Source organism: Phocaeicola paurosaccharolyticus JCM 15092 (genome assembly GCF_000613805.1).
In the GTDB taxonomy this organism is placed as follows: domain Bacteria; phylum Bacteroidota; class Bacteroidia; order Bacteroidales; family Bacteroidaceae; genus Phocaeicola; species Phocaeicola paurosaccharolyticus.
The window spans coordinates 18,502-41,238 of sequence record NZ_BAJR01000005.1 but is presented as its reverse complement, the minus strand read 5'-3'; the positions used below and the strand labels follow the sequence as shown (position 1 = coordinate 41,238).

The window sequence follows — 22,737 nt, the reverse complement described above, 5'->3', positions numbered from 1 at the left end:
TGTTAGTTTAGATATTTGTACTATAGAACAAATAAGCAATGAATATAACTATAAAAACAAAAGAAATATTGGTTTCCACCCTTGAAAGGCGCTTTAAGAAACTACATGATGCTGCCAATTTCGCTGAAGATTGTAGTAATGCATTAGCCTTTCATTCAGAAAAACTAATGCAATTTGAATTGACAACAGAGCAGGCAAATGCTATTTGCAAACTGAATAATTCTATAGGTTTCTGGACGGATAAGTTCTCAATACTCGCAGACAAAATGCAGTCTGTTGAATCACAATATATAGACCATTTATCAGAGGATAAAACAAAGTATGTATTAATAGAAGAGATACCGACATATGCCAAGAATGAAATTCCAAATACTTTTCAAATGTCTGAGAAGCTGTTTGATATAGGTTATTATAAAATGGAAGGTGACCCCTATGGCACAAAGGAGCATAAATATACACGAGAAGTCATCTTAAACAATTTACAAGAACTTCACATGAATGTTGTCTTGTGTATAAAGGCTTTAGTAAGTGCGTCATATAATGGCATTTGGAAAGAAGTAGAGCAAGTCGTTTTTGAGATATACGATACAATGCCAAGCAATCAGTTTATAAATATGTGCAAGCTTTTTGCCATTAATAAATGGCCTGAATTAAGTAATGAAAAACTTTTAACTAAATAATGAAGAATATGAAAAGAAAATTGTTTTATGTAACAGCAATTGTGTCATTGACATTATTTGCTGCATGTTCAAAAGATGATGGTGATGGTTTTAATATCACATCTTCAAAAAGTGTTGAATTGACAAGCCAGAAGACATCACAAATTGAATGTTCAGATTCTAAGGCAACGTATGCCTCTGAGAACGGGTATGTAGCAACGGTTTCAGAGACAGGACTTATTACCGGTAAAAGAATTGGAGAAACATATATTGATGTAAATGGGCAAAAATCCATCAAGGTCTCTGTTACACCTGTTTTCACTCAATTTGCCGAACCTCAATTCCTGTTCGGAGCAACAAAAGATGAAGTATATGCAAAAGTCGGAACAAACTACTCATTGTCAAATGAAAGTGGTATCGCTTATACTACAACAAATGACAGAGTAAGAGGTTATTTATATCTATTAAAAGATGGAAAGGTTTCATCGGTAGTAATGGTAGTAAATAGCATCTATTTTGATAGTTTGACAGATTTTCTTCTTGAAAGGTATGCACCAGCTACATTTTCTGAGGAGAATTATACGGTGTTATATGTAAATGCGCTAACTGCAGATAAAATTACCATGATTATTGGAGAGCAAGTATATTCTGCCTCAATAATATACGTTGCTTATTTGCCCTATACCAATTCAAAATCTCGTTCTGTAACAAATAGCGAAAGTGTTAAACTACAGGTTAAAAGTTTACTTGATAAGTTGAGTTTAAGATAACAGGTAGGTTGAATTTATTATTTTAATAATAATTCAGAAAAATACAATTTATAAAATTAATATGTGATGAAAAATATTTTTACTATAGCAATAATTTTAGCTTTTGCTATTACATCAGTTAATGCTCAAAACATATCAAATAACTGCTATCGCGGTTATGTTGATGCAGGCTATACTTTTGGTATAGGTGATTATGATTTTGGAAGATTTGAAGTAAATACTTCTCATGGATATCAAATAAATCCGTATCTGTATGTAGGTGCAGGTGTGGGACTTCATTTTATGTCTTCTTACAAGACTTCTGGAATGGACATACCTTTGGACACGAGAGATAGTAAGGTTGATATTCCTGTATTTGCCAACGCTCGATGTAATATCCTAAAAGGGAAAATTTCTCCTTTCATTGATTTGAAAGGTGGTACTTATGTCAACAACAATGGCGGTTTGTATGTCAATCTATCTGCCGGTTGCCGTATTGCAACTAATTCCAAACAAGCTGTAAATATCTCTGTAGGTTATACCACCGAGAAATTGGAGTTTCAGACATTCTCTCATTTTACAAGTAATTACAACTTGAACTACATAAGAAAGCCGGAAATATATAATGCAGAAGGAATAACTCTAAAGATAGGTTATGAATTTTAATATACAACGATTTAGTCAATCATTAATACAATAAATTCATGAAAAAGTTAATCATATCAATCGCTCTGATTTTTGGAGCTTTCATGACAGTCAATGCACAAATACTTCGTGCTGATGAGTTGGAAAAATACGCCAAAGAGAAATTTGGTGATAAATGGGTAGATGCCGCCACCAATCTTGGTTCTCAGCTCACATTGGATAAAAACGAGGCCATTACATACGTTCAAGTAATAGAAGCCCCCAGAAAGACAAAAGACCAGCTCTATGTTTTGTTGAACTATTGGTTTACATCTACATTCAATGATGCTAATTCTGTAATTAAACTAAATGACAAGGAGCTTGGAACAATCATTGCACAAGGCTATGTAGCTGATATTGCTCAACACGCGGGTGGAACAAGCACATACGATGTAAGTATAAGACCAGTCATCAAATGTGATATTAAAGAAGGGAAAGTTCGAGTTACTTATACCGTGCCTTTCTATTCTGTTGTTAGAATGATTGGAGGTGGATGGATGAGTGCTTTTGGAGGCTCAAAAACACCTCCCACACGTTCTGACGAAAATTGGACACTTGATACATGTTTTCCTTTTGCTGCAAAAGATTCTCACAAAAAAACTTCATGCAAGGCACTCATAATGGCGCATGCTTACTCAAACGTTGTTATGGACAAGATTGAAGAATGTCTTAAGAATGGATTAACAGGTAATGAGGGTGATAATTGGTGAACATTTTACACATATATTTAGTACGCATTTTATTATTTATAATTAAAATATTATGGAAAAAAACTTTTCTCAATTTCTATGCAACTTAAGATTGACACAAAATCAAAGGGAAGATGCTAAAAAGAAGTATGAAGGTGTTATCAATTGTCTTGCCCGCCATTTTTACGATAGAGGTAGAAATGATAGTGATCAATACCTATTTGGTTCCTACAAAACAAAAACTGCGATACGTCCAATTGAAGACGGTTCTGATGTCGATGTGCTTTTCAAAATTGATAATGATTCTTATGAAAAATACAAGGACAATGCATCAGGAATATTACAGGAATGTCGTAACGCACTAAAAGACACATACTCTACTACAGAAGAGATTCATGCTTGGGGTAAGGTTGTATTGGTGAAGTTCTCTGATGGAACGCATAATGTAGAAGTGTTACCAGCATGGGAAAAAAGTGATAATAAATTCTTTATTCCCAATACAGAAGATTGTGGGAGTTGGGAAACTTTTGATCCCCGCTCACAAATAGCTTCTTTTCAAGAAAGTATTGACTCGACAGATGGCTTAACGAGAGATTGTGTTATGATGATAAAGAACTGGGTCAGGAATACGATAACAATGAAATACAAATCATTTAATGTCGTCCAAGATGTTATTTCGTTTGCGAACTCTATTTATTCAAGTGGGAAACGTGATGAGAACTATGATGTTGTAGTACGTGATTTCTTTAATTATTGGGTGAATCGATTATCGGACAAAGATGAAAGGAGAAGTCATTTCCAGACAGCTTTAAATCGGGCCAACAAGGCTGTTCAATATGAAAAGGAAGGCAAGCACATCGAAGCTTCGGAAGAATGGCGTAAAATTTTTGATCCTAAATTATTTCCTCATTCAGATAAGAATGAAGAGAGAGAAAATGAAGTAAATCGCTTTTCTACAGCTCCGAGACCATGGTCACATTGACGTATAATGAAATATCATGGTTGTGGAAAGTTCAACCGGGCTTGACTTATATACACGGTGCCAACCTTTTGGCTGGCACCTTCAAGTTTACTGCTCAATATAGAACTCTTGAAAAAATAACAGATTCATACGATTTGGTTATAAGGTTTACTTCAAACGGCATTCTTCCTGAAGTCTATGAAACAAGGGGAAAGATTGCAAGAATGGCTAAAATAGCAGGTAAACAAATAGGAGATTTCCACGTCAACTCAGATGGAACCCTTTGCATGATACGTGAAGATAAGGTATATTCAATATACAAGAATGGTTTTGATCTGAAGTTATTCATAAATCATCTTATGACACACTTCTATTGGATATCATATTATGGGATATATGGTAAAGAGCCCTGGATAGCGGAGGAACACGGGTATGGTTATTTACTAAATAAATTATTATGGACAAAACGACTTTAGTATTATATCGACAAATTGCAGATAGATATTGCAAGATGGCTTGGACCCACAAAATTCAAGAGAAACAAGCCGATCTGCATCTAAAAAGGAACCGTTGGATTCGAAATGCTAAATGCTGGCTGACAGCAATTAGCACATGCGGTATTGTTGCTATATTCTTTATTACAGATAGTTTTTGGGGTAAAGTTATAACCGCAGTCATTTCTGCTTTGACAACATTTCTCTCATGGAGGTATCGTGATGGTGAATTGACAGAACTTGCAAATGAGAATAAGAACTTTGCGGCACAAGCACACAATATACGAAACAAATATGAATCATTACTTTCGGATATAAAATCAGGCTTTTTATGCGACGGACAAATTTCAGAACGAAGAAATTTCTTGGAAGAAGAAGAGGATGGGTTGTTCTCAAAGCCAATAGCCCCACATACGACAGATAAAGCTGTTAATGCTGCCCATAGGGCTCTAATTGAGAAACAAGAGTCTACTACAACAGATGAAGAAAGAAATAATATACTTCCTGATTTTTTAAAAATAAAAGAAGAAGAGAACTCATAGTACTATCTTTTTAAGTCCCTATTATCATCAATATCATTATATAGACTCTTGCCACCAACTTCCCATTCTCTGTTGCCATCTTGTGAACCAGCTTTATGCCTGAGCAGGTTGGCAATAGAGTTGACTAGATCTTGATTAATATGAATATTTGTTTGTCGTTCGGTGGGTAGTTTTATATGAGAATTAAGCCCAAACTTCAACCGTTGAGTGTCAAATCCGTAGTCTTCCATACAGATTATGGAACGATTATGAAAATCAATGCAATAGCTCTTACCATTTGCTTGAAAGATAGACATCCCGCTATCAAATAATGACGAGCGCAAGTTTGTAATTTCTGTATCCTCAAAGAGACTTCGAAGTTGATTTACTGTTGTCTCCGGATGTTTTTGTGAGGCATCTACAATGGAGATTTGTTCAATGTCTTCTATCTTTCCAAACTTGTAGAGCAAATTACGCTCAATTTCATTTACAGGTGAGAAGGATTGTAGCCATTGGAGTTTGTCATTATAACATAATGTATTGCGGATGTTTTCATTCAACAATATACGCTCGTTACGAAATGCTATGCGTCCCTTTGTGACATAGCTTCCGAACTGGCGCCAAAGCAGTGTGTTCAAATCATAAGTAGATAGCCTTTTGTTATCTTCAAGCATGGCATCAATAAACATATCAATCTTCTCCAGTCTCTCTTCGCGGCTCTGGAAGTTGAGTAGCTGTTTCATAGATCGTATCGTGATGAGAATAGATAAGCAATGGCTGACCTTCTTGGGTATATCCCATTTCTTTAAGATATTGATGAGCGAAGTCCACTAACTGTTCTTTGGTATATTCATCTCCACGACAGGATATGGCCAGATGGAATTATGGCCGACGTATGCGTTTATTGATACGTGATGAGTATCCGACCAAATATTGTTTCAAGTCATTAGGTGTGTACTTGCCAACAGCACCTACAAAAGCGAAATTGGTCATCTCTAATAGTTCTGCTTTACCTTGGGCGACTTTTCGCTCATTGTAATCAACTGCATGAAAATTGGAACTTGATGGTAGAATAGTAGCAATCATTATTATATCGTAAGCCTTCGGTGAAATGCATCTTTTGTTTTTCCTCTATCGATTATGACCCTCGCGAACAGATGACACGCAAATTCTATTCAACTGTTAAAAATTAATTGCATTATGCTTTTCACAAACATACGACTGCCAAAGTAATATATGAACGTGTGTGTATCGATAAACTGATGATGTAGCTTTTCACGACGCCCAAAGTTCAAAGACTCTTACTCAAAAGTCTTAAAACTTTTCTCCAACTCTTCAAAGACTTTTTATGTCACTATTTCATTCAATAGTATATGAAACATTCAGACGCGTTATAATATGACCTATTTATGACACTTCTTGACAGATTACTATATCTTTATTTCAATAACATAACTTTATCTTTACAAAAGAAAGCATTGCATTTTTTTTACATAGATAACTTTCAGAAATATTATGAAGCGACTACTACTAATTTTAATTGCATTGTGCACGATAAATGCATATGCAGGAAGTAAGCCTGGTAAATTTGAAGTTGGTAAGAATACTTTCTTACTCAATGGGGAACCATTTATCATCAAGGCAGCCGAAGTACATTATCCACGTATTCCAAGAGAATATTGGGAACACCGTATTAAGATGTGCAAAGCATTAGGCATGAACTCCCTCTGTCTTTATGTTTTTTGGAACTTACACGAACAGACTCCGGGTAAATTTGATTTCTCAGGCAACAATGATATTGCTGCATTCTGTAAGTTAGCTCAAAATGAGGGAATGTATGTTATAGTACGTCCCGGTCCTTATGTGTGTGCAGAGTGGGAGATGGGTGGTCTTCCATGGTGGCTATTGAAGAAAGATGATGTACAGTTGCGCTCTCTGGATTCATATTATATGGAGAGAGTGAAAATCTTCATGAATGCAGTTGCTAAGGAGCTTGCTCCACTTCAGATAAACAATGGAGGCAATATAATAATGGTGCAGGTTGAGAATGAGTTCGGTTCGTATGGTACAGATAAACCTTATGTTTCTGCTATACGTGATATTGTAAGAGAGTCCGGTTTCAATAAGGTTCCTCTCTTTCAATGTGACTGGAGCTCCAACTTCCTCAACAATGGACTGGATGATCTACCTGGACAGTAAACTTTGGTACTGGTGCAAATATAGATAAGCAGTTTGAGAAGCTTAAAGAGGTTCGTCCTGAATCTCCACTTATGTGCAGTGAGTTCTGGAGTGGATGGTTTGATCATTGGGGAAGGAAACATGAGACACGCGAAGGTAAAGTGATGGTGGATGGTCTGAGAGATATGCTGAAACGTAATATATCGTTCAGTCTGTATATGACTCACGGAGGTACCACTTTCGGATGGTGGGGAGGTGCAAACAATCCTGCATATTCGGCTATGTGTAGTTCATACGACTATGATGCTCCTATTAGTGAAGCAGGATGGACTACTCCAAAGTTTTTTGAATTGAGAGAGATGATGAAGGAGTTTATGGCTCCCGGAGAGAAACTCTCGGATATACCTCAGGCTATTCCTGTAATTACTATACCTAAGTTCACACTAAATAAGGTTGCTCCTATGATAGAGAATCTTCCTAAGGCAATTCTTTCGGAGAATGTAAAACCCGTAGAGAAGTTCAACCAAGGTTGGGGATCTGTTCTCTATACAACTACTCTGGATAAAGATGTTAAGAAGGGAACAATCCTTAAAATTACGGAACAACATGACTGGACACAGATCTTCGTTGATGGTAAGCTTATTGCACGTCTTGACAGAAGAAAAGGTGAGCAGGAAGTTACTATGCCAGAAATAAAGGGAGGCAGTCGTCTTGATATTCTAGTAGAGATAATGGGTAGAGTTAACTTTGACAAGTCTATTCATGACAGAAAGGGTATAACAGAGAAGGTTGAACTTATTGATGGAAAATCAGTTGAACTAGTTAAGAACTGGAAGATATACACCTTCACACTTGACAATAAGTTCGTTGAGAGCAAGAAATTTGTAGATATCAACTCTGCTGCTTACAAAAATCTGAAGAAGAGCGATATAAACTTACCTGCATACTACCGTGGATCGTTTACTCTAGATAAGACAGGAGATACATTCCTAAATATGGAGTCATGGGGTAAAGGTCTTGTATGGGTAAACGGACACTGTCTAGGTCGCTTTTGGGAGATAGGACCACAGCAGACTCTGTATATGCCAGGCTGTTGGCTAAAGAAGGGAAAAAATGAGATTATTGTTCTTGACATTCTTGGTCCTAAGGAGAGAGCCATTGAGGGTCTAGATAAACCAATTCTTGATATGTTGAAAGTAGCCGTACCTGAAACTCACAGAAAGAGCGGACAGAAACTTGTTTTGGATAATGAGAGTGTAACTGCAGAGGGAACATTCAAAAAAGGAAACGGATGGCAGCAGATAGATTTTCCTCTTATAGAAGGACGTTACTTCTGTCTTGAAGGATTGTCATCTTTTGATGGAACAAACGTAGCATCTATAGCTGAACTTCATCTTATAGGTGAGGATGGCAACAATATACCTCGCGAAAACTGGAATATATTGTATGCTGATAGCGAAGAGACAAGAAGTGGTAACTATACTGCTGATAAGGTTTACGACCTTCAGGAGAGTACATATTGGCAGACTGTAGACAACACATCTTATCCACATCAAATTGTAATAGATTTGGGTAAAAGCTATAAAGTGAAAGGATTTAAACTTATACCTCGTGCAGAACAGTCATCACCAGGTCAGATAAAAGACTTCAGAGTATTTATTAAAAAAGATAAGTTTAAATATTAAAACTCTGTACTGTATTATTGATACTATATATTAGGTTGTTGTTTTTAAGTATGCCGTTCACGTGATGTGAGCGGCATATTTTATTTATAAAAGAAACTGTTCAACCGATCATGATTCGTTGGTTAACCGATCATGATTCGTCGATTAACTTGTCGTGATCGGTTGGTTATCCGATCATGACAGATTTAAACATAGATAATAATATATATTTAATATGTTTTTCATTCCAATAAAGACTATTATGTTGGCGGTTTTTGTTAATTTTATCGATATAAAAATTTAATGACACTGTGAACCACTAATATTTCTTATTTATATGAATAAAAAGATTAAATGGGGATTGATTGCTATATCTGCCTGTGCTCTATGTGGCATAGGTATATATTCCCAACTTCCAAAACCAAACAAAGAACTGATGGCTGTAGACAAAATGTCCAGAGGGAAGAAAAATGAAATATTAAATATAAACGCATTAGTAATAAACCGCCAAAAACTAGTCGATGAGATTCGTGTTACAGGCATAACGTTGCCAAATGAGGAGGTTGACCTCTCTTTTGAGACTTCTGGTAAAGTTATCGGCATCTATTTTAAAGAGGGTACCCATGTACATAAAGGTCAGCTGCTTGCCAAAGTTAATGATGAGCAGTTGAAGGCTCAACTTAAGAGGTTAACTTCGCAGTTGAAACTTGCTGAAGACAGAGTGTTCAGGCAGAGTGCTCTTTTGAAGAAGGATGCAGTAAGTAAGGAAGCTTATGAGCTGGTTCGTACAGAACTTGCAACTCTTCAGGCTGAGATTGATATGGTAAAGGCACAGATAAACCTTACTGAGCTAAGGGCACCATTTGCAGGTATCATCGGTCTTCGTCAGGTAAGTATAGGAGCCTATGCTTCTCCTACCACTCAAGTGAGCAAACTGACATGCATAACTCCTCTAAAAGTTGAATTCTCTGTTCCTGAGCGTTATTCATCACAGATGAAAGATGGACTGCCTCTTGAGTTCACTATAGATGGTTCTCTTGAAGCATATAAGGCAAAAGTCTATGCCAGTGAAAGCTCTATAAACATCAACACACACACTCTTACAGCTAGAGCTCTATATCCAAATAGTAATGGAAAACTTATGGCAGGAAGATATGCAAGCATTAAACTTACAAAAGATGAGATAGATAATGCCATAGCTATACCTTCAGAGGCTATAGTGCCTGAGATGGGTAAAGATAAGGTGTTCCTATACAAAAGTGGTAAGGCCACACCTGTAGAGATTACGACAGGCATACGTACAGAGAGTCAGGTAGAGGTCTTGAAGGGATTAAACGTAGGTGACACGTTGATTACCAGCGGTACACTTCAACTAAGAACAGACCTTCCTGTTACAATAGATCAATTACTAAAAAAGTAAGGACAGGCATATGAATATATCAGAACTTAGTATCCGTCGTCCGGTACTTGCTACCGTTCTTACTTTGATTATATTGCTCATGGGCCTTATTGGTTATACCTATCTAGGTGTACGTGAGTATCCATCTGTAGATAATCCTATCATATCTGTTCAATGTTCCTATCCTGGAGCAAATGCAGATGTTATAGAGAATCAGATTACAGAACCTCTGGAACAGAATGTCAACGGTATCCCCGGTATTCGTTCACTTACAAGTGTCAGCCAGCAAGGTCGTTCCAGCATAACTGTGGAGTTTGAGCTATCTGTCGACCTTGAGACTGCAGCTAATGATGTTCGTGATAAGGTATCACGAGCACAACGTTTCCTTCCTCGTGACTGTGATCCTCCTACAGTATCAAAAGCTGATGCTGATGCAATGCCTATACTTATGGTTGCTCTTCAGAGTAACAAAAGAAATCTATTGGAGTTGAGTGAGATTGCTTCGCTTACAGTTAAGGAGCAGTTGCAGACAATTTCTGATGTGAGTAGTGTAGGTATATGGGGTGAGAATAGATATTCTATGCGCCTATGGCTTGATCCTGTTAAGATGGCAGGATATGGAATAACTCCTATGGATGTTAAGAATGTTATTGACAGAGAAAATATTGAGCTACCTTCAGGAAGTATTGAAGGAAACAGTGTAGAGCTGACCATACGTACTATGGGACTGATGCATACTGCTCAGATGTTCAATAACCTTATTATCAAGAAAGATGGTAATCAGATTATCAGATTCTCGGATATAGGTAGGGCAGAATTGGGTTCTGCAGACATAAGGAGTTATATGAAGATGAATGGCGTTCCGATGGTCGGAATAGTTGTAGTGCCACAACCAGGTGCTAACCATATCGATATAGCAGATGCTGTTTACGATCGTATGAAGATGATGGAAAAGGATCTTCCCAGTGACATCAAGTATAGTTATGGATTCGATAATACAAAGTTTATACGTGCCTCTATAAATGAGGTAAAAGATACTGTCTATATCGCATTCGTCCTTGTTATAATAATAATATTCCTATTCTTACGTGACTGGCGTGTAACACTGGTACCATGTATTGTAATTCCTGTTTCACTTGTCGGAGCTTTCTTTGTGATGTATGTGGCAGGCTTTTCAATAAATGTGCTTACCATGCTTGCCATAGTGCTTTCCGTGGGGCTTGTAGTTGATGATGCCATAGTTATGACTGAGAATATATACATTAGGATTGAGAAGGGAATGAATCCTAAGGAAGCAGGTATAGAGGGGTCTAAAGAGATATTCTTTGCAGTTATCTCCACTACAATAACACTGGTTGCCGTATTCTTCCCGATTGTCTTCATGGAAGGAACAACAGGCCGATTGTTCCGTGAATTCAGTTTGGTTATTGCCGGTTCTGTCATCATATCTGCAGTAGCAGCACTTACATTCACTCCAATGCTTGCGACAAAACTTCTTGTCAAGCAAGAAAAGAAGAATTATTTCTATAGGATAACAGAGCCGTTCTTTGACGGAATGAACAGAATGTATTCCAACGGATTAAGCTGGTTCCTAGATCATCGTACTTTATCAATACCATTTATTATTGTAACCTTTGCCTTAATAGCATGGCTATGGAAAACTATACCTGCTGAGATGGCTCCTCTTGAAGACCGATCATCTATAACCATAAATACAAGTGGACCGGAAGGTGTTACATACGAGGTTATGAGAGATTATACAGAGGATATCAATGATCTTGTTGACTCAATAATTCCTGACGCAGAGTCTGTTACCGCACGTGTATCAAGTGGTAGCGGTAATATACGAATAACACTGAAAGATCTGAAAGATAGGGATTATTCGCAGATGGACGTTGCCGATAGACTAACTGCTGCGGTAAAGAAGAAAACAAAAGCCCGTTCATTTGTACAACAGCAGAGTTCGTTTGGTGGCAGAAGAGGTGGTATGCCTGTTCAATATGTTCTTCAGGCGATAAATATCCAGAAACTACAGGAAATATTACCTAAGTTTATGGCTAAGGTTTATGATAACCCTACATTCCAGATGGCTGATGTGGACCTTAAGTTCAGTATGCCTGAGGCGCATATAAATATAAACCGTGATAAGGCTACTATTATGGGAGTAAGCACTCGTGATGTAGCACAGACACTTCAATATGGGTTGAGTGGACAGCGTATGGGATATTTCTATATGAATGGTAAGCAGTATGAGATTCTTGGAGAGATAAACCGTCAGCAGAGAAACAAGCCTGCCGACTTGAAAGCTATCTACCTAAGAAGTAGCGATGGCAATATGGTGCAGATGGATAATCTTATAGAACTTGATGATGCGGTAGCTCCTCCTAAACTTTATAGATATAACAGATTTGTCTCCGCAACAGTATCGGCAGGTCTTGCTAAAGGAAAGACAATAGGACAGGGACTTGAAGAGATGGATAAGATTTCAAAAGATGTTTTGGATGATACGTTCCGTACTTCACTTACAGGTGATTCTAAGGAGTATAGAGAGAGCTCATCAAGTCTTATGTTCGCTTTCCTTCTTGCATTGGTACTTATCTATCTTATCCTTGCAGCTCAGTTTGAGAGTTTCAAAGATCCATTTATCATAATGCTCTCAGTACCTCTGGCTATTGCAGGAGCATTGATATTCATGTTCTTCGGAGATATAACAATGAATATCTTCAGCCAGATAGGTATAATTATGCTTATAGGTCTGGTAGCTAAGAATGGTATCTTGATTGTGGAGTTTGCAAATCAGAAGCAGGAGGCAGGTATTGATAAGATGATGGCCATCAAGGAGGCATCACTTCAACGTTTACGTCCTATTTTGATGACAAGTGCTTGTACAATCTTAGGACTACTTCCTCTTGCTTTTGCTTCGGGTGAAGGATGTAACCAACGTATAGCTATGGGTGTTGCTGTCGCAGGAGGAATGGTTGTGTCAACGCTTCTTACACTATTTATTGTTCCTGCTATCTATAGCTACATCTCAACTAACAGAAAAAATATAAAGCGTCATGAATAAGAAAATATATATATCATTATTTGCACTTTTTTCATCCCTTTCAGTCTTTGCTCAACAGCATTATTCATTAAGAAAATGTCTTGAGATTGGTCTGGAGAAGAATTATTCAATAAGGATAGTAAAGAATGATGAACAGGCAAGTGCCAATACAGCTAATGCTGCATATGCCGGACTCCTTCCGACTGTAGATCTTAGTGCAGGATATGGAGCCGATGTAACATCTTCGAAGTCGACAGCTAGAGCAAGTGGTGAGACAAAATCATCGTATAACTATCTTGATGAGGATTTCAGGGCAGGAGTGCAACTTAACTGGACTGTGTTCGATGGGTTTGGGCTATGGACAAATTATAAACAGCTAAAACTGATGAAAGAGCAGGGTATGCTACAGACACGAATATCTATTGAAGACTTCATGGCTGAGATGGCATCAGAATACTATAACTTTATACAGCAGAAAATTAGGCTCAAGAATTTCCGTTATGCGGTTAAGCTGTCAAAAGAGAGGATGAGGATTGTTGAGGAACGTTATAACATTGGTAACTTCTCTAAACTTGACTATCAGCAGGCTAAGGTTGACTTCAATGCTGACTCTGCAAAATATATGAAACAACAGGAGACCCTGAAGAGTTCGGTTATACGTCTTAATGAACTGATGGCTAATGCGCAGGTTAATGACAAGATATTCATACCTGACACAATTATTGATGTTGATGTTTCTCTGAACTACAACCAACTTGAGAGTAATATGCTGATGAATAATACTGATTTGCTAAGATCAGACCAAAGTTCCAGTATGGCGCAGCTGGATCTGAAGAAGGTGTTATCACGTAACTATCCTTATGTAAAGATCAACGCCGGTTATAATCTAAATAGGTATAAGTATGAAATTGCAGCCAACAAGAGGGTGGATAACTGGGGGTTGAGTACGGGAGTGACAGTAGGTTTCAATATTTTTGATGGTAAACGTGCTGCTGATAGAAAGAATGCTAGATTAAAGATTGAATCAAAAAAACTTGAGCGTGAAGATGTTGAGCTATCTATACGTGCAAACTTTAATAATCTGTGGCAGGCATACAGAAATAATATAGAAGTTCTATACCTTGAACGTCAGAATGTTATAGCTGCTCAGGAGAACTATGATATTGCTCACGAGCGTTATCTGCTAGGTGACCTTTCAGGATTCGAGATGCGTGAGGCACAGAAGAGTCTTCTGGATGCAGAGGAGAGAATACTTGCCGCTGAATATAATACAAAGATGTGTGAGATATCATTGATGCAGATTAGCGGTAATATAATGAGTTATCTCAAAAACTAAATATATTAGCAATAAAAAGATGCATCAGGAACTCTCCTGATGCATCTTTTTTATTTAATCAAATACCTATTTTAGAAGAGCTTGTGTTGCAAGAACAAGGAACATGTAGTGTGATGAACCTCCTCCAAGTACATATTCTGTCTGTTGCCATAAAAATGGAAATCTTAACAGTTCTGGAAAGTCAGGTTTGATAAGTGCTGTTCCTGAAATAACTCCACCAGGGATGTACGACCAATCTGCACGATTCAAGCCGTAACCAACTGTCGCAGATTCAGCACCAACACCTGAAGCAAAAGAAGCTTGATTTAAACCTGGGTGACATCCGAGTACAAAGTTAAGTGCATTGAATATAGGGGCTTTTGAGAAAACCTCAGGATAAGCACTTGCAAGGAAGTAGTGCTGGAATCCAAATCCTTGAATATCCCATCCTGCACCCCAGATATGTGGACGATAAGGAACGCCATAAGGAGTCTCTGCTACTCTCTTATCTAAAGCAGTCTTTGCAACAGATAGTGAATTGCGGAAAGCTTTTGAAAAAGCAATAGCCTTTTTATTCTTCATCTGTGAGAATATTTTCTCAACTCTTGCTGTAAACCAACCTGTACGATCAATCTGTTTTACTATCAATTCCTGATTATCAAGCAAGAAGTTCATATACTTAGCCTCTCCGGTAGCAATATAAAGTTCTACTGCAGCCTGAATTTTTGCTATCATTGAGAACCTGTCAACATTAGTCTTATCAAATACTGTACGTGCAATATTCAGACAATGAACGCTCAAGGTATCATTGAATCCTTTTAAAGTTCTGGAAGTGGCAGCTAAATTTGCTGCTGTTGTAAGCTCACGATATGGATTATCTTCTGTAAATATCCATCTGTCATCATCATTGCCAATCTTTCCATCGGTCATAGCAGATGCATCACCTAACATAGCATATTGACGCAAGCTGTTACATATAATGCCTCTGTAAAGTCTTCCTAGAGAGAGATAACCATTTACAACGCTCAAAGCACCATGCTCAATCTGTTGTAGAATGTCATTCTTTCCATCAGGTTGGTGAATCTCTGTGATATGTTTTATCTGGTCTATTGATGTGGCATCTATCTCAGGATGGAATGCTTCGTATGCTAATGACAATATATAAGTCTCACCAGCCTGTGACTCTATGCGTAGGTCAAAGTCACCAGCATCATGCCAACCTCCCACATTTACTCCAGGGACCTCTTCAAATGGTTTGTATTTTGATAAACCATCTTTCTGATCATATCCGTCGATGTGGTTTGTGGCAGGAGCCATTCTTGCATCATCCATATGGCAGAAGTCATGCCATACTCTATACTTCTCGTTTACACGCATGTGACACATCTGTACTGGCAGGAAGTACTCTATTACAGGTTGCCAAACACCTCTGTCGTATACATCGTTTGCAATTCTGAATATTGGTGACAGAGATTCTCCATATTTAATTCTGTATAGTCCAGCCTCCTCGACATCTGAGAAGTCAACTTTAAGGTAGTTATATCTTAAGAATTTGCCCCAACTCTTTGGTGTTATACTCTTAACAACACTCTCTTTGTCAGAATTAATTCGTATAAGCTGTGCTTCTCCGATATTTGTATCGCGGACATCCATTTCAATAACAGCTTCCTTCTCTTGATTTGGATGGTAACCTATCTGTGAAGTCTGAACAACAGGTTTATATATCCAGTCGTTTACTACGTTTGGACGAATAATCCATTTTACAGCACCTTTAGTTACACCAGGTTTAATCTCACTTCTAAGAACAAACCATCCATTATTGTGATTCATTCGACCATCGTAGAGTTTCAGATCACCTGTAAGTGACTCTACTGTCAGCTTGCTATATGGATCATCAGGACGTGATGTAAACTTCGTGCCTATTGAGTATGGTTCTGCTATAACATCATCAGCCACGATAGGAGAGTAGCCTTTACCTACCAACCTATTAATATCTGCCAAAGGAGCTTTTCCATTATGGTAATTCCCGGTATGCAAATAGTTTGGTGATGTAGTTAATAATGGTGCATTTGGTTGCTGAGGGTATATACCGCTCATATTGTCCATTATCCAAGGTTTGCCGAACAGCGATCCTGGGAAGAACTCAAGGTTAAATCCAACTTTTCCTAAAAACTCCTGAGGAATGGATTTTTCGAGATCTACTGTAACCTCTATATAGTCACCCTTACTCTCAGTCCTTACGGTATATTTCAGGTTCAGATCAGGATATATCATAGGATTGAAACCTGTAAGATGTCTTGATGAATCTGGATAGCATAGAGTAGCTGTTATGCTATTTGCATCTAATGTTCTACTTAGTTGTTTTGGTACAGGTTGCCACTGTCCCGGAGTTGCCTCTAAGCGTATATCTCCGTTTGTCGCTACTCTGTGACCATTCATTATGACACTAACTCCACCTTGATGACCTTCAGGGTAGATATCATCAAAAGCCATTACATCTACACCTCTGTTTTTGAAATATCCAGATTCGGTGAGATCAAATTTCTGCGCAAACATCATGTTTGTTAAACAGATTGCTGCCATTAACGATAATGATCGATGAAAAATGTTTCTCATATTGATAATGTATTAGGAATTAATTAATTTCTGTTTTTAGTAATCCTAACTATTTAACAAGTCTGACAATTGCATATGATTGTCCCGGCATTGAGATAGTTATGCTTTTCTCTTTTTTGTTTGACTTGATATCGAACTTGTCACCTGCAAGAAGTTTTGTCTTTTTGTATTTCACATCGACCTGAAATGTCGCATCTGCTTTTTCACCTCTAGGATTGAGCATCACCAAGACAACATCATCACCAGCAGCACGAGCATATACAAATGGGTAAGTATTCTCCTTGGCATACAGAGGAACGAACTCTGCATAGTCAGCTAAGGCAGGTTCACTCTTTCTCAACTTAATAAGTTTTCTTGTCTTGTTAAGTAACGAGTTCTCATCTTTTTCCTGGCTCTCCACATTAGGAGCGTCTGAAGCGGGGTCTACAGGTAAATATAGTTTTGAAGCATCTGCCGTTGAGAAACCAAGGTTTTTGGTGTTGTTCCACTGCATAGGTGTACGTGCTCCGTTTCTTGGTTGATATGCACCCTCTACTTGTGGCCATGTTGTAGGCAACTGTTTCATACCAATCTCATTTCCGTAATACAGGAATGGAACTCCCGGCATAGTAAATCCAAAGGCATAAATAATCTCCAGATCTTTATCGGAACGTTTGTTACCAAGGCGGGCATTGTCATGGTTACCTAAAGGAATAGAGATATATCCTTTACCTTTTGTATTCTCATATTCACCCATATAGCTCTTAAGGAAGTTGGTTATATTACCTTTTCCTTCGACATCGAAATAGCTGTGTCCCTGGCTCACACCATTCAGAATACGCCAACTCTCTTTCTGGAATAGATCATTATATCCATTAAACCAGTGGAAGAAATCCACATGGAAGCATTTATCGAGAGCATCTGTAGGGTAGGACCACTCGGCTACCATAAATCCATGAGGATATTCCTTCTCAAGAAGAGCTCTAATCTCTCTCCAGAATAACTTTGTAGCATTTTCACGTGTATTGAAGAACTGTTCATTACCATTGGTATGTGATGTCTTTGTCAATGCACCTGCCATATCAGCTCTGAATCCATCTGCTCCCATCTTCATCCAGAAGCGTAACACATCTTTCAGATCCTCCTTCATTGCCTTAACATCGGGGTGGTCAGTAGGTAACTGCCACTTCTCATTAGGATCAGGGTTGGAGAATCCAAAGTTAAGAGCAGGCTGAGACCAGAAGAAGTTTCTCATGAACTGTCCGTTGCGTCTTGCATACCCTTTAATGAATGAGCCAGCAAACTCTTTTGGAGGATCAATCCAGTTTGTCTCTGTCCAGATATAGTAGTTTGAGTATTTGTTCTTCTCCTCTTTACATGACTCTTTAAACCATGGGTGGTCAATAGCTGTATAGCTTATTACATAGTCGAATATCACCTTTAGTCCTCTTTTATGCGCTTCATCAAACAGACGTTTTGCATCATCATTTGTTCCATATCTTGGAGCAACTTTATAGTAGTCACGTATATCATATCCTGCATCATTGAAAGGTGAGTCAAAGAATGGATTCAACCATATTGCATCAACTCCAAGTGATTTTACATAGTCCAGTTTATTGATGATACCGTTTAAATCGCCGATACCATCACCATCTGAATCTGAGAATGTCTGTGGGTATATTTGGTAAAACACCGCATTCTTAGCCCAGTCAGGCACATCCGGAATCTTATATTCTCCGGTAATTTTCTCTCCATTTGCCGATATGGCAAAGAGGAGTAATAAAAGTGTGAAGATGTTCTTCATATTAATAGTATTAAAATTAGATTTCATATTTATCATCATTGCTCTCCTTGTTTACTTTCCTTAAATAATCGCTAGGAGTGATCTTAAACTCCTCCTTGAAATGTTTTGCGAAAAGTTTAGGCGAGTTATATCCTAGCATATAAGCAATCTCACTTATCTGCATTTGGCTCTCAGCAAGTAGCTGTCGAGAACGCTTCAAGCGTATTATCCTGATGAACTCAATAGGTTTTTTACCTATAATCTTCACCATTTTCTTATACAGATAGCCGCGAGAAATATTGAGATGTATAGATAGTTCATCAACAGAGAAGTTCGGATTCTCTATATTGTTTTCAACTATAGCAATAGCATTACTTATAAACTGTTGGTCAAGCGGAGTTATTGTTATCTTACTTGGCTCTATTTCCATCTGTCTATCGAACAGAGAGTGTTGTTCCTTATTTCTTGTTATCTGCTTCTCTATTCTCAGTTTCAAAATTTCAACGCTGAATGGCTTTGTAATATAGTCGTCTGCACCAATAGCAAGTCCCTCTTGCTGATGTTCATCATTCACCTTTGCTGTGAGCAGAATAATAGGTATATGTGAGTATCGAATATCATTTTTCAATGTAGAGCAGAGCTGCAGACCATCCATTACCGGCATCATAACATCACTAACAATCAAATCGATATCATCTTCTTCAATAATCTTCAAAGCATTGACTCCATTTTCAGCAGTAAGAATACGATATTTTGAGCTTAGTGTATCGCTAAGGAAACTTATGAAATCCGGGTTATCATCAACTAGAAGAATGCTATATGGCGCGTTATCTGTGTTGTTATACTCTTTTTCAGGTATTGTTTCATCTTCTCGTTTATCTTGCTGCAGTTGGTTTATAGGCAATAATACCTGGAATATTGATCCGCAAGGAGTATTATCATGTACACTTATACTGCCATTGTGCATGTGTACATAACGACTTACGATATGTAGTCCGATACCATTTCCTGTATTTCCCTCAACTGAATTTTTACTCTGATAGAAACGTTGGAAAATCTTATCCTTAGACTCATTATCTATTCCACATCCTGTGTCAGCAATACATATGTTCAACTGATTATCCTTAATATCAACTGTCATTCGTATCTCTCCTTTATCAGGAGTGAACTTGAAGGCATTGTTCAATAGATTATTTATTATCTTCTTTACCTTTTCGTAGTCGAAATCTATAAATATAGGCTTCTGTGGCAGCTGTATAGTGTATTTTATATTGTGCTTTTTAGCTAGGATATCGAATGAGTGGAAGATTGAGTCTAGTAGAATTATGATATTATCATTTTTCAACTGCAAGCTCTCGGCTGCAGCATCAAGTTTCCTGAAGTCAAGTAACTGGTTTATCTGTTCAAGAAGATAACCGGCATTATTACGCGCAATCTGTAGGATTCCTGTGCCATATTGAGGGTTCTCATTAACAAACTCTTCCAAAGGTCCTATGATTAGAGATAGGGGAGTACGCAGTTCATGGCTTATGTTTGCATAGAACTGCAACTTCATCTCGTTAATTTTCTGAGATTGCTTGTTCTCTAACTCTATGTTCTTGAGTAATACTTTTCTCTTCTGTGCTCTTTTATATTGAATAAATATGAAAGTAATAAATGCTATAACAGCTATTAGATATATGGAGTATGCAATCTTTGTTCTCCACCATGGTGGCAGTATAGATATAGTCATTTCAAGACTCTTTCTGCTCCATATACCATCTACGTTACGTGCTTTTACTTTAAGATTATATGTTCCCGGAGGCAATAATGAGATATCAAGTTTATTATCCATCATATCAGTCCAGTTGTTCTTGTCACTGTCTATGCAATATGAATAGATAATCTTTCCCTTCTCTTTGAAGTCTAGTGTAGAGAAATTCAGACTATAATATTTTATGTCGGAACCAATAGTCAGTTTCTCAGTCCCTTCAGGTATTGTTCTGTTTGTAGGGCTTGATTCGTGCGTATGTTGTTCTACAATATGAGTGAGCACCACTCTCTCATTGTATTCATCTTTAAGTATCTCTTGTGGAACAAGTTCCATATATCCGTTTGGAGTGCCAATAAGAATATTTCCTATTATGTTCTTGAACATTGCACGTTCATTTACATCGGCATATAACAATCCGTCGTCAATGCCATAGCTCACTAACTTAGGAGTATTCTGAGATAGGTTTATTCGTGTTATACCGTTACAGGTACCAATCCAAATCTGGTTGTTATCATCTTCAATAATCGACTTTACCTTATTTATAGGAAGCCCATTCTTCTGATTAAAGAATAGTACTTTTTTAGTTTGTTTGGTAATTGCTGTTACACCATTAGAATGACCAACCCATAACCATCCACGGCTGTCATAAAGAAGTGTTTGTATCTCTGATCCGTTAAGAGAATATGGAGCGAATATTTTATCATCAATCCACTTATATTTTCTTGTATTTGTATTTATCTTCAATATTCCTTTTGATGAAGCAGCATAAAGTACACCTTTCTCGCCTGCAACAAGATCCAGAAAATTTGTAGCTCCGTCAAAATCAATAGAGCTAATCTTTCCACTCTTTTTATCAAGAATCATTATATGACCATTCAAAGAAGCCATCCATATTTCTCCTTTATCACTTTCGACTATGCCATAAATATCATCATCTTTCATAGCACTGTTTTTAGTGTTGTAGTGTTTTATCTTTCCATTATCGAAGCTTACAAGACCATTCTGGTAACATCCCATCCATAAAACACCCTGCGAGTCTTTCTTCATTGTTACAATGATGTTGCAGGAAAATTCAACTTTTTCCTTGTGCCATCTCTTTTATCTAGCTCAATTAATCCTCCTCCATCGGTGCCTTGATATAGATGTCTATCTGTCTCTGCAAAAGCTGTAATGTCATTGTATCTCTCATATTGATAATTAAGTATCACCTGTGAGTTTGGTACATAGTAGTTTACTCCCTTTTTGAAGTTACCAATCCATACTATACCATCCTTATCTATATGTAAAGCACTTAAATTGTTACTATTTATAGAGTGGTTCTGCAGATAGTGATTCTGCATGTTCTCTATTTTTTTTGTGTCTATGTGGTATCTATATACACCATTATGACTTGAGATAATCCATATATACCCCTCTTTATCCTGTTCTATACTCTTTATTCTGTTGAACGATCTGGTATCTACACCTAAATCTATCTCTTCCCATTGAGAGTTATGGTTTTTCTTGTATAGTAGTAAAGTGTTTTGGTATGTGTAGAGCCATAAACCACCTTCATTGTCAACATATACTTTAATAGTTCTGTTTTTTAGTTCGCCTACCCATTTATCAGGTATTGGGACTCTTCTTGTTTCTCCAGAGCTAATCTCTGTATAAAAGAGAGAACCATCCAAATAGGTTGTGTAAACTCTGTTGTCCGAAACAAAGATGCTAGTTATAGGTCTTGGTTGCAGAGGAGTTTTTTTAGATGTTTTGTTTTCGTGATTGTATATAAAAAGTTGTGTTGTGTTGTAGCTGTATATATATTTTCTGTTATTGTCGGATCCAACAAGCATCCTTGAAGGAGAATCAATGTTGAACTTTTTTAATCTCTTCTTTACGTCATTTTTAAAGGTACCTAAGCTATAATCAAATATGGAGTAGCCAAGTCGTGTATTTATCCATACATTCCCATCAGGGTCCTCGAATATATCACGTATATCGTTGTCGGGTAATCCAACATTACTGTTGAAATAGTTCTGATAAGAATATGAATCATATCTATTAAGTCCGTAAGTAGTACCAATCCATATATAACCATGCGAATCACTAAAGATTGATGTTATACTTTGGCTAGATAATTTATTTGGTATTTTGTGAAACATTATATTCTCACTCTCAGTAATCTGAGCACCTGTCAAAGAGGATGGTAATACTAATAATAACAGGAGTAAAATATATGTAGTCGTTTTATTCATGTATAAAGATTTA

At 37.4% G+C, this 22,737-nt stretch carries 15 protein-coding genes and 2 pseudogenes; 11 read left to right on the top strand and 6 right to left on the bottom strand.

Annotation, left to right across the window (positions count from 1 at the left end; all coding sequences use genetic code 11):
- The first annotated feature begins 38 nt into the window (after positions 1-38).
- From JCM15092_RS03980 to JCM15092_RS03950, 7 genes are all read left to right on the top strand, one after another.
- The gene (locus tag JCM15092_RS03980; protein WP_024993533.1) at positions 39-680 is read left to right on the top strand and encodes a hypothetical protein; all 642 of its coding nucleotides are present in this window, start codon (positions 39-41) and stop codon (positions 678-680) included.
- Between the two features lie 8 nt (positions 681-688).
- Positions 689-1,429 (top strand): Ig-like domain-containing protein, encoded by a 741-nt coding sequence (locus JCM15092_RS03975; RefSeq protein ID WP_159101370.1) that lies wholly within the window; start codon positions 689-691, stop codon positions 1,427-1,429.
- 66 nt (positions 1,430-1,495) lie between these two features.
- Positions 1,496-2,074, top strand: coding sequence for a hypothetical protein (locus JCM15092_RS03970; RefSeq protein ID WP_024993531.1), 579 nt, complete (start codon positions 1,496-1,498; stop codon positions 2,072-2,074).
- Positions 2,075-2,112: 38 nt separating this feature from the next.
- Positions 2,113-2,802, top strand: a complete 690-nt coding sequence (locus JCM15092_RS03965; RefSeq protein ID WP_024993530.1) for a DUF4468 domain-containing protein — start codon at positions 2,113-2,115, stop codon at positions 2,800-2,802.
- A gap of 52 nt (positions 2,803-2,854) precedes the next feature.
- Positions 2,855-3,763 (top strand): nucleotidyltransferase domain-containing protein, encoded by a 909-nt coding sequence (locus JCM15092_RS03960; protein WP_024993529.1) that lies wholly within the window; start codon positions 2,855-2,857, stop codon positions 3,761-3,763.
- Complete coding sequence (locus JCM15092_RS03955; RefSeq protein WP_024993528.1) at positions 3,751-4,218, top strand: hypothetical protein; 468 nt, start codon at positions 3,751-3,753, stop codon at positions 4,216-4,218. Before JCM15092_RS03960 ends, JCM15092_RS03955 begins: the two co-directional genes overlap by 13 nt.
- On the top strand, positions 4,200-4,778 hold the full coding sequence (locus JCM15092_RS03950) for an SLATT domain-containing protein (protein WP_024993527.1): 579 nt from the start codon (positions 4,200-4,202) through the stop codon (positions 4,776-4,778). The genes JCM15092_RS03955 and JCM15092_RS03950 overlap by 19 nt, the downstream gene beginning before the upstream one ends.
- Positions 4,779-4,780: 2 nt before the next feature.
- Here JCM15092_RS03950 and JCM15092_RS03945 read toward each other — a convergent pair whose 3' ends face one another.
- Entirely contained in the window at positions 4,781-5,500 is a 720-nt protein-coding gene (locus JCM15092_RS03945) for a hypothetical protein (protein ID WP_024993526.1), read from the bottom strand.
- A gap of 4 nt (positions 5,501-5,504) precedes the next feature.
- Positions 5,505-5,843: pseudogene (locus tag JCM15092_RS17980) on the bottom strand (relaxase/mobilization nuclease domain-containing protein); the annotation flags it as partial.
- Positions 5,844-6,272: 429 nt separating this feature from the next.
- Here JCM15092_RS17980 and JCM15092_RS14835 point away from each other — a divergent pair.
- The 4 genes and pseudogenes from JCM15092_RS14835 (at position 6,273) to JCM15092_RS03925 (ending at position 14,380) form a co-directional block, all read left to right on the top strand.
- Positions 6,273-8,620 (top strand): annotated as a pseudogene (locus JCM15092_RS14835) (beta-galactosidase).
- A gap of 316 nt (positions 8,621-8,936) precedes the next feature.
- Positions 8,937-10,019 (top strand): efflux RND transporter periplasmic adaptor subunit, encoded by a 1,083-nt coding sequence (locus JCM15092_RS03935; RefSeq protein WP_024993525.1) that lies wholly within the window; start codon positions 8,937-8,939, stop codon positions 10,017-10,019.
- Between the two features lie 10 nt (positions 10,020-10,029).
- Positions 10,030-13,065, top strand: coding sequence for an efflux RND transporter permease subunit (locus JCM15092_RS03930; RefSeq protein WP_024993524.1), 3,036 nt, complete (start codon positions 10,030-10,032; stop codon positions 13,063-13,065).
- Positions 13,058-14,380 carry a TolC family protein gene (locus JCM15092_RS03925; protein ID WP_024993523.1) on the top strand — a complete coding sequence of 441 codons (1,323 nt, stop codon included), beginning with the start codon at positions 13,058-13,060 and terminating at the stop codon, positions 14,378-14,380. Before JCM15092_RS03930 ends, JCM15092_RS03925 begins: the two co-directional genes overlap by 8 nt.
- A gap of 66 nt (positions 14,381-14,446) precedes the next feature.
- Here JCM15092_RS03925 and JCM15092_RS03920 read toward each other — a convergent pair whose 3' ends face one another.
- The 4 genes from JCM15092_RS03920 to JCM15092_RS16505 are packed head-to-tail and all read right to left on the bottom strand — an operon-like array spanning position 14,447 to position 22,724.
- Positions 14,447-16,975: a glycoside hydrolase family 9 protein gene (locus tag JCM15092_RS03920; protein ID WP_024993522.1), complete on the bottom strand. Its 2,529-nt coding sequence runs from the start codon at positions 16,973-16,975 to the stop codon at positions 14,447-14,449.
- A 49-nt stretch (positions 16,976-17,024) separates the two neighbouring features.
- Positions 17,025-18,758 carry an alpha-amylase family glycosyl hydrolase gene (locus tag JCM15092_RS03915; protein ID WP_159101369.1) on the bottom strand — a complete coding sequence of 578 codons (1,734 nt, stop codon included), beginning with the start codon at positions 18,756-18,758 and terminating at the stop codon, positions 17,025-17,027.
- 16 nt (positions 18,759-18,774) lie between these two features.
- The gene (locus JCM15092_RS14830; RefSeq protein ID WP_051532480.1) at positions 18,775-21,537 is read right to left on the bottom strand and encodes a hybrid sensor histidine kinase/response regulator transcription factor; all 2,763 of its coding nucleotides are present in this window, start codon (positions 21,535-21,537) and stop codon (positions 18,775-18,777) included.
- 2 nt (positions 21,538-21,539) lie between these two features.
- The gene (locus tag JCM15092_RS16505) at positions 21,540-22,724 is read right to left on the bottom strand and encodes a ligand-binding sensor domain-containing protein (RefSeq protein WP_084488443.1); all 1,185 of its coding nucleotides are present in this window, start codon (positions 22,722-22,724) and stop codon (positions 21,540-21,542) included.
- Between the last annotated feature and the right edge of the window lie 13 nt (positions 22,725-22,737).

Excerpts from the sequence above, each read along its gene's own strand:
- JCM15092_RS03980 (WP_024993533.1), top strand. The coding sequence starts at position 39 with ATGAATATAACTATAAAAACAAAAGAAATATTGGTTTCCACCCTTGAA.
- JCM15092_RS03975 (WP_159101370.1), top strand. The coding sequence starts at position 689 with ATGAAAAGAAAATTGTTTTATGTAACAGCAATTGTGTCATTGACATTA.
- JCM15092_RS03970 (WP_024993531.1), top strand. The coding sequence starts at position 1,496 with ATGAAAAATATTTTTACTATAGCAATAATTTTAGCTTTTGCTATTACA.
- JCM15092_RS03965 (WP_024993530.1), top strand. The coding sequence starts at position 2,113 with ATGAAAAAGTTAATCATATCAATCGCTCTGATTTTTGGAGCTTTCATG.
- JCM15092_RS03960 (WP_024993529.1), top strand. The coding sequence starts at position 2,855 with ATGGAAAAAAACTTTTCTCAATTTCTATGCAACTTAAGATTGACACAA.
- JCM15092_RS03955 (WP_024993528.1), top strand. The coding sequence starts at position 3,751 with ATGGTCACATTGACGTATAATGAAATATCATGGTTGTGGAAAGTTCAA.
- JCM15092_RS03950 (WP_024993527.1), top strand. The coding sequence starts at position 4,200 with ATGGACAAAACGACTTTAGTATTATATCGACAAATTGCAGATAGATAT.
- JCM15092_RS03945 (WP_024993526.1), bottom strand. The coding sequence starts at position 5,500 with ATGAAACAGCTACTCAACTTCCAGAGCCGCGAAGAGAGACTGGAGAAG.
- JCM15092_RS03935 (WP_024993525.1), top strand. The coding sequence starts at position 8,937 with ATGAATAAAAAGATTAAATGGGGATTGATTGCTATATCTGCCTGTGCT.
- JCM15092_RS03930 (WP_024993524.1), top strand. The coding sequence starts at position 10,030 with ATGAATATATCAGAACTTAGTATCCGTCGTCCGGTACTTGCTACCGTT.
- JCM15092_RS03925 (WP_024993523.1), top strand. The coding sequence starts at position 13,058 with ATGAATAAGAAAATATATATATCATTATTTGCACTTTTTTCATCCCTT.
- JCM15092_RS03920 (WP_024993522.1), bottom strand. The coding sequence starts at position 16,975 with ATGAGAAACATTTTTCATCGATCATTATCGTTAATGGCAGCAATCTGT.
- JCM15092_RS03915 (WP_159101369.1), bottom strand. The coding sequence starts at position 18,758 with ATGAAGAACATCTTCACACTTTTATTACTCCTCTTTGCCATATCGGCA.
- JCM15092_RS14830 (WP_051532480.1), bottom strand. The coding sequence starts at position 21,537 with ATGAAGAAAGACTCGCAGGGTGTTTTATGGATGGGATGTTACCAGAAT.
- JCM15092_RS16505 (WP_084488443.1), bottom strand. The coding sequence starts at position 22,724 with ATGAATAAAACGACTACATATATTTTACTCCTGTTATTATTAGTATTA.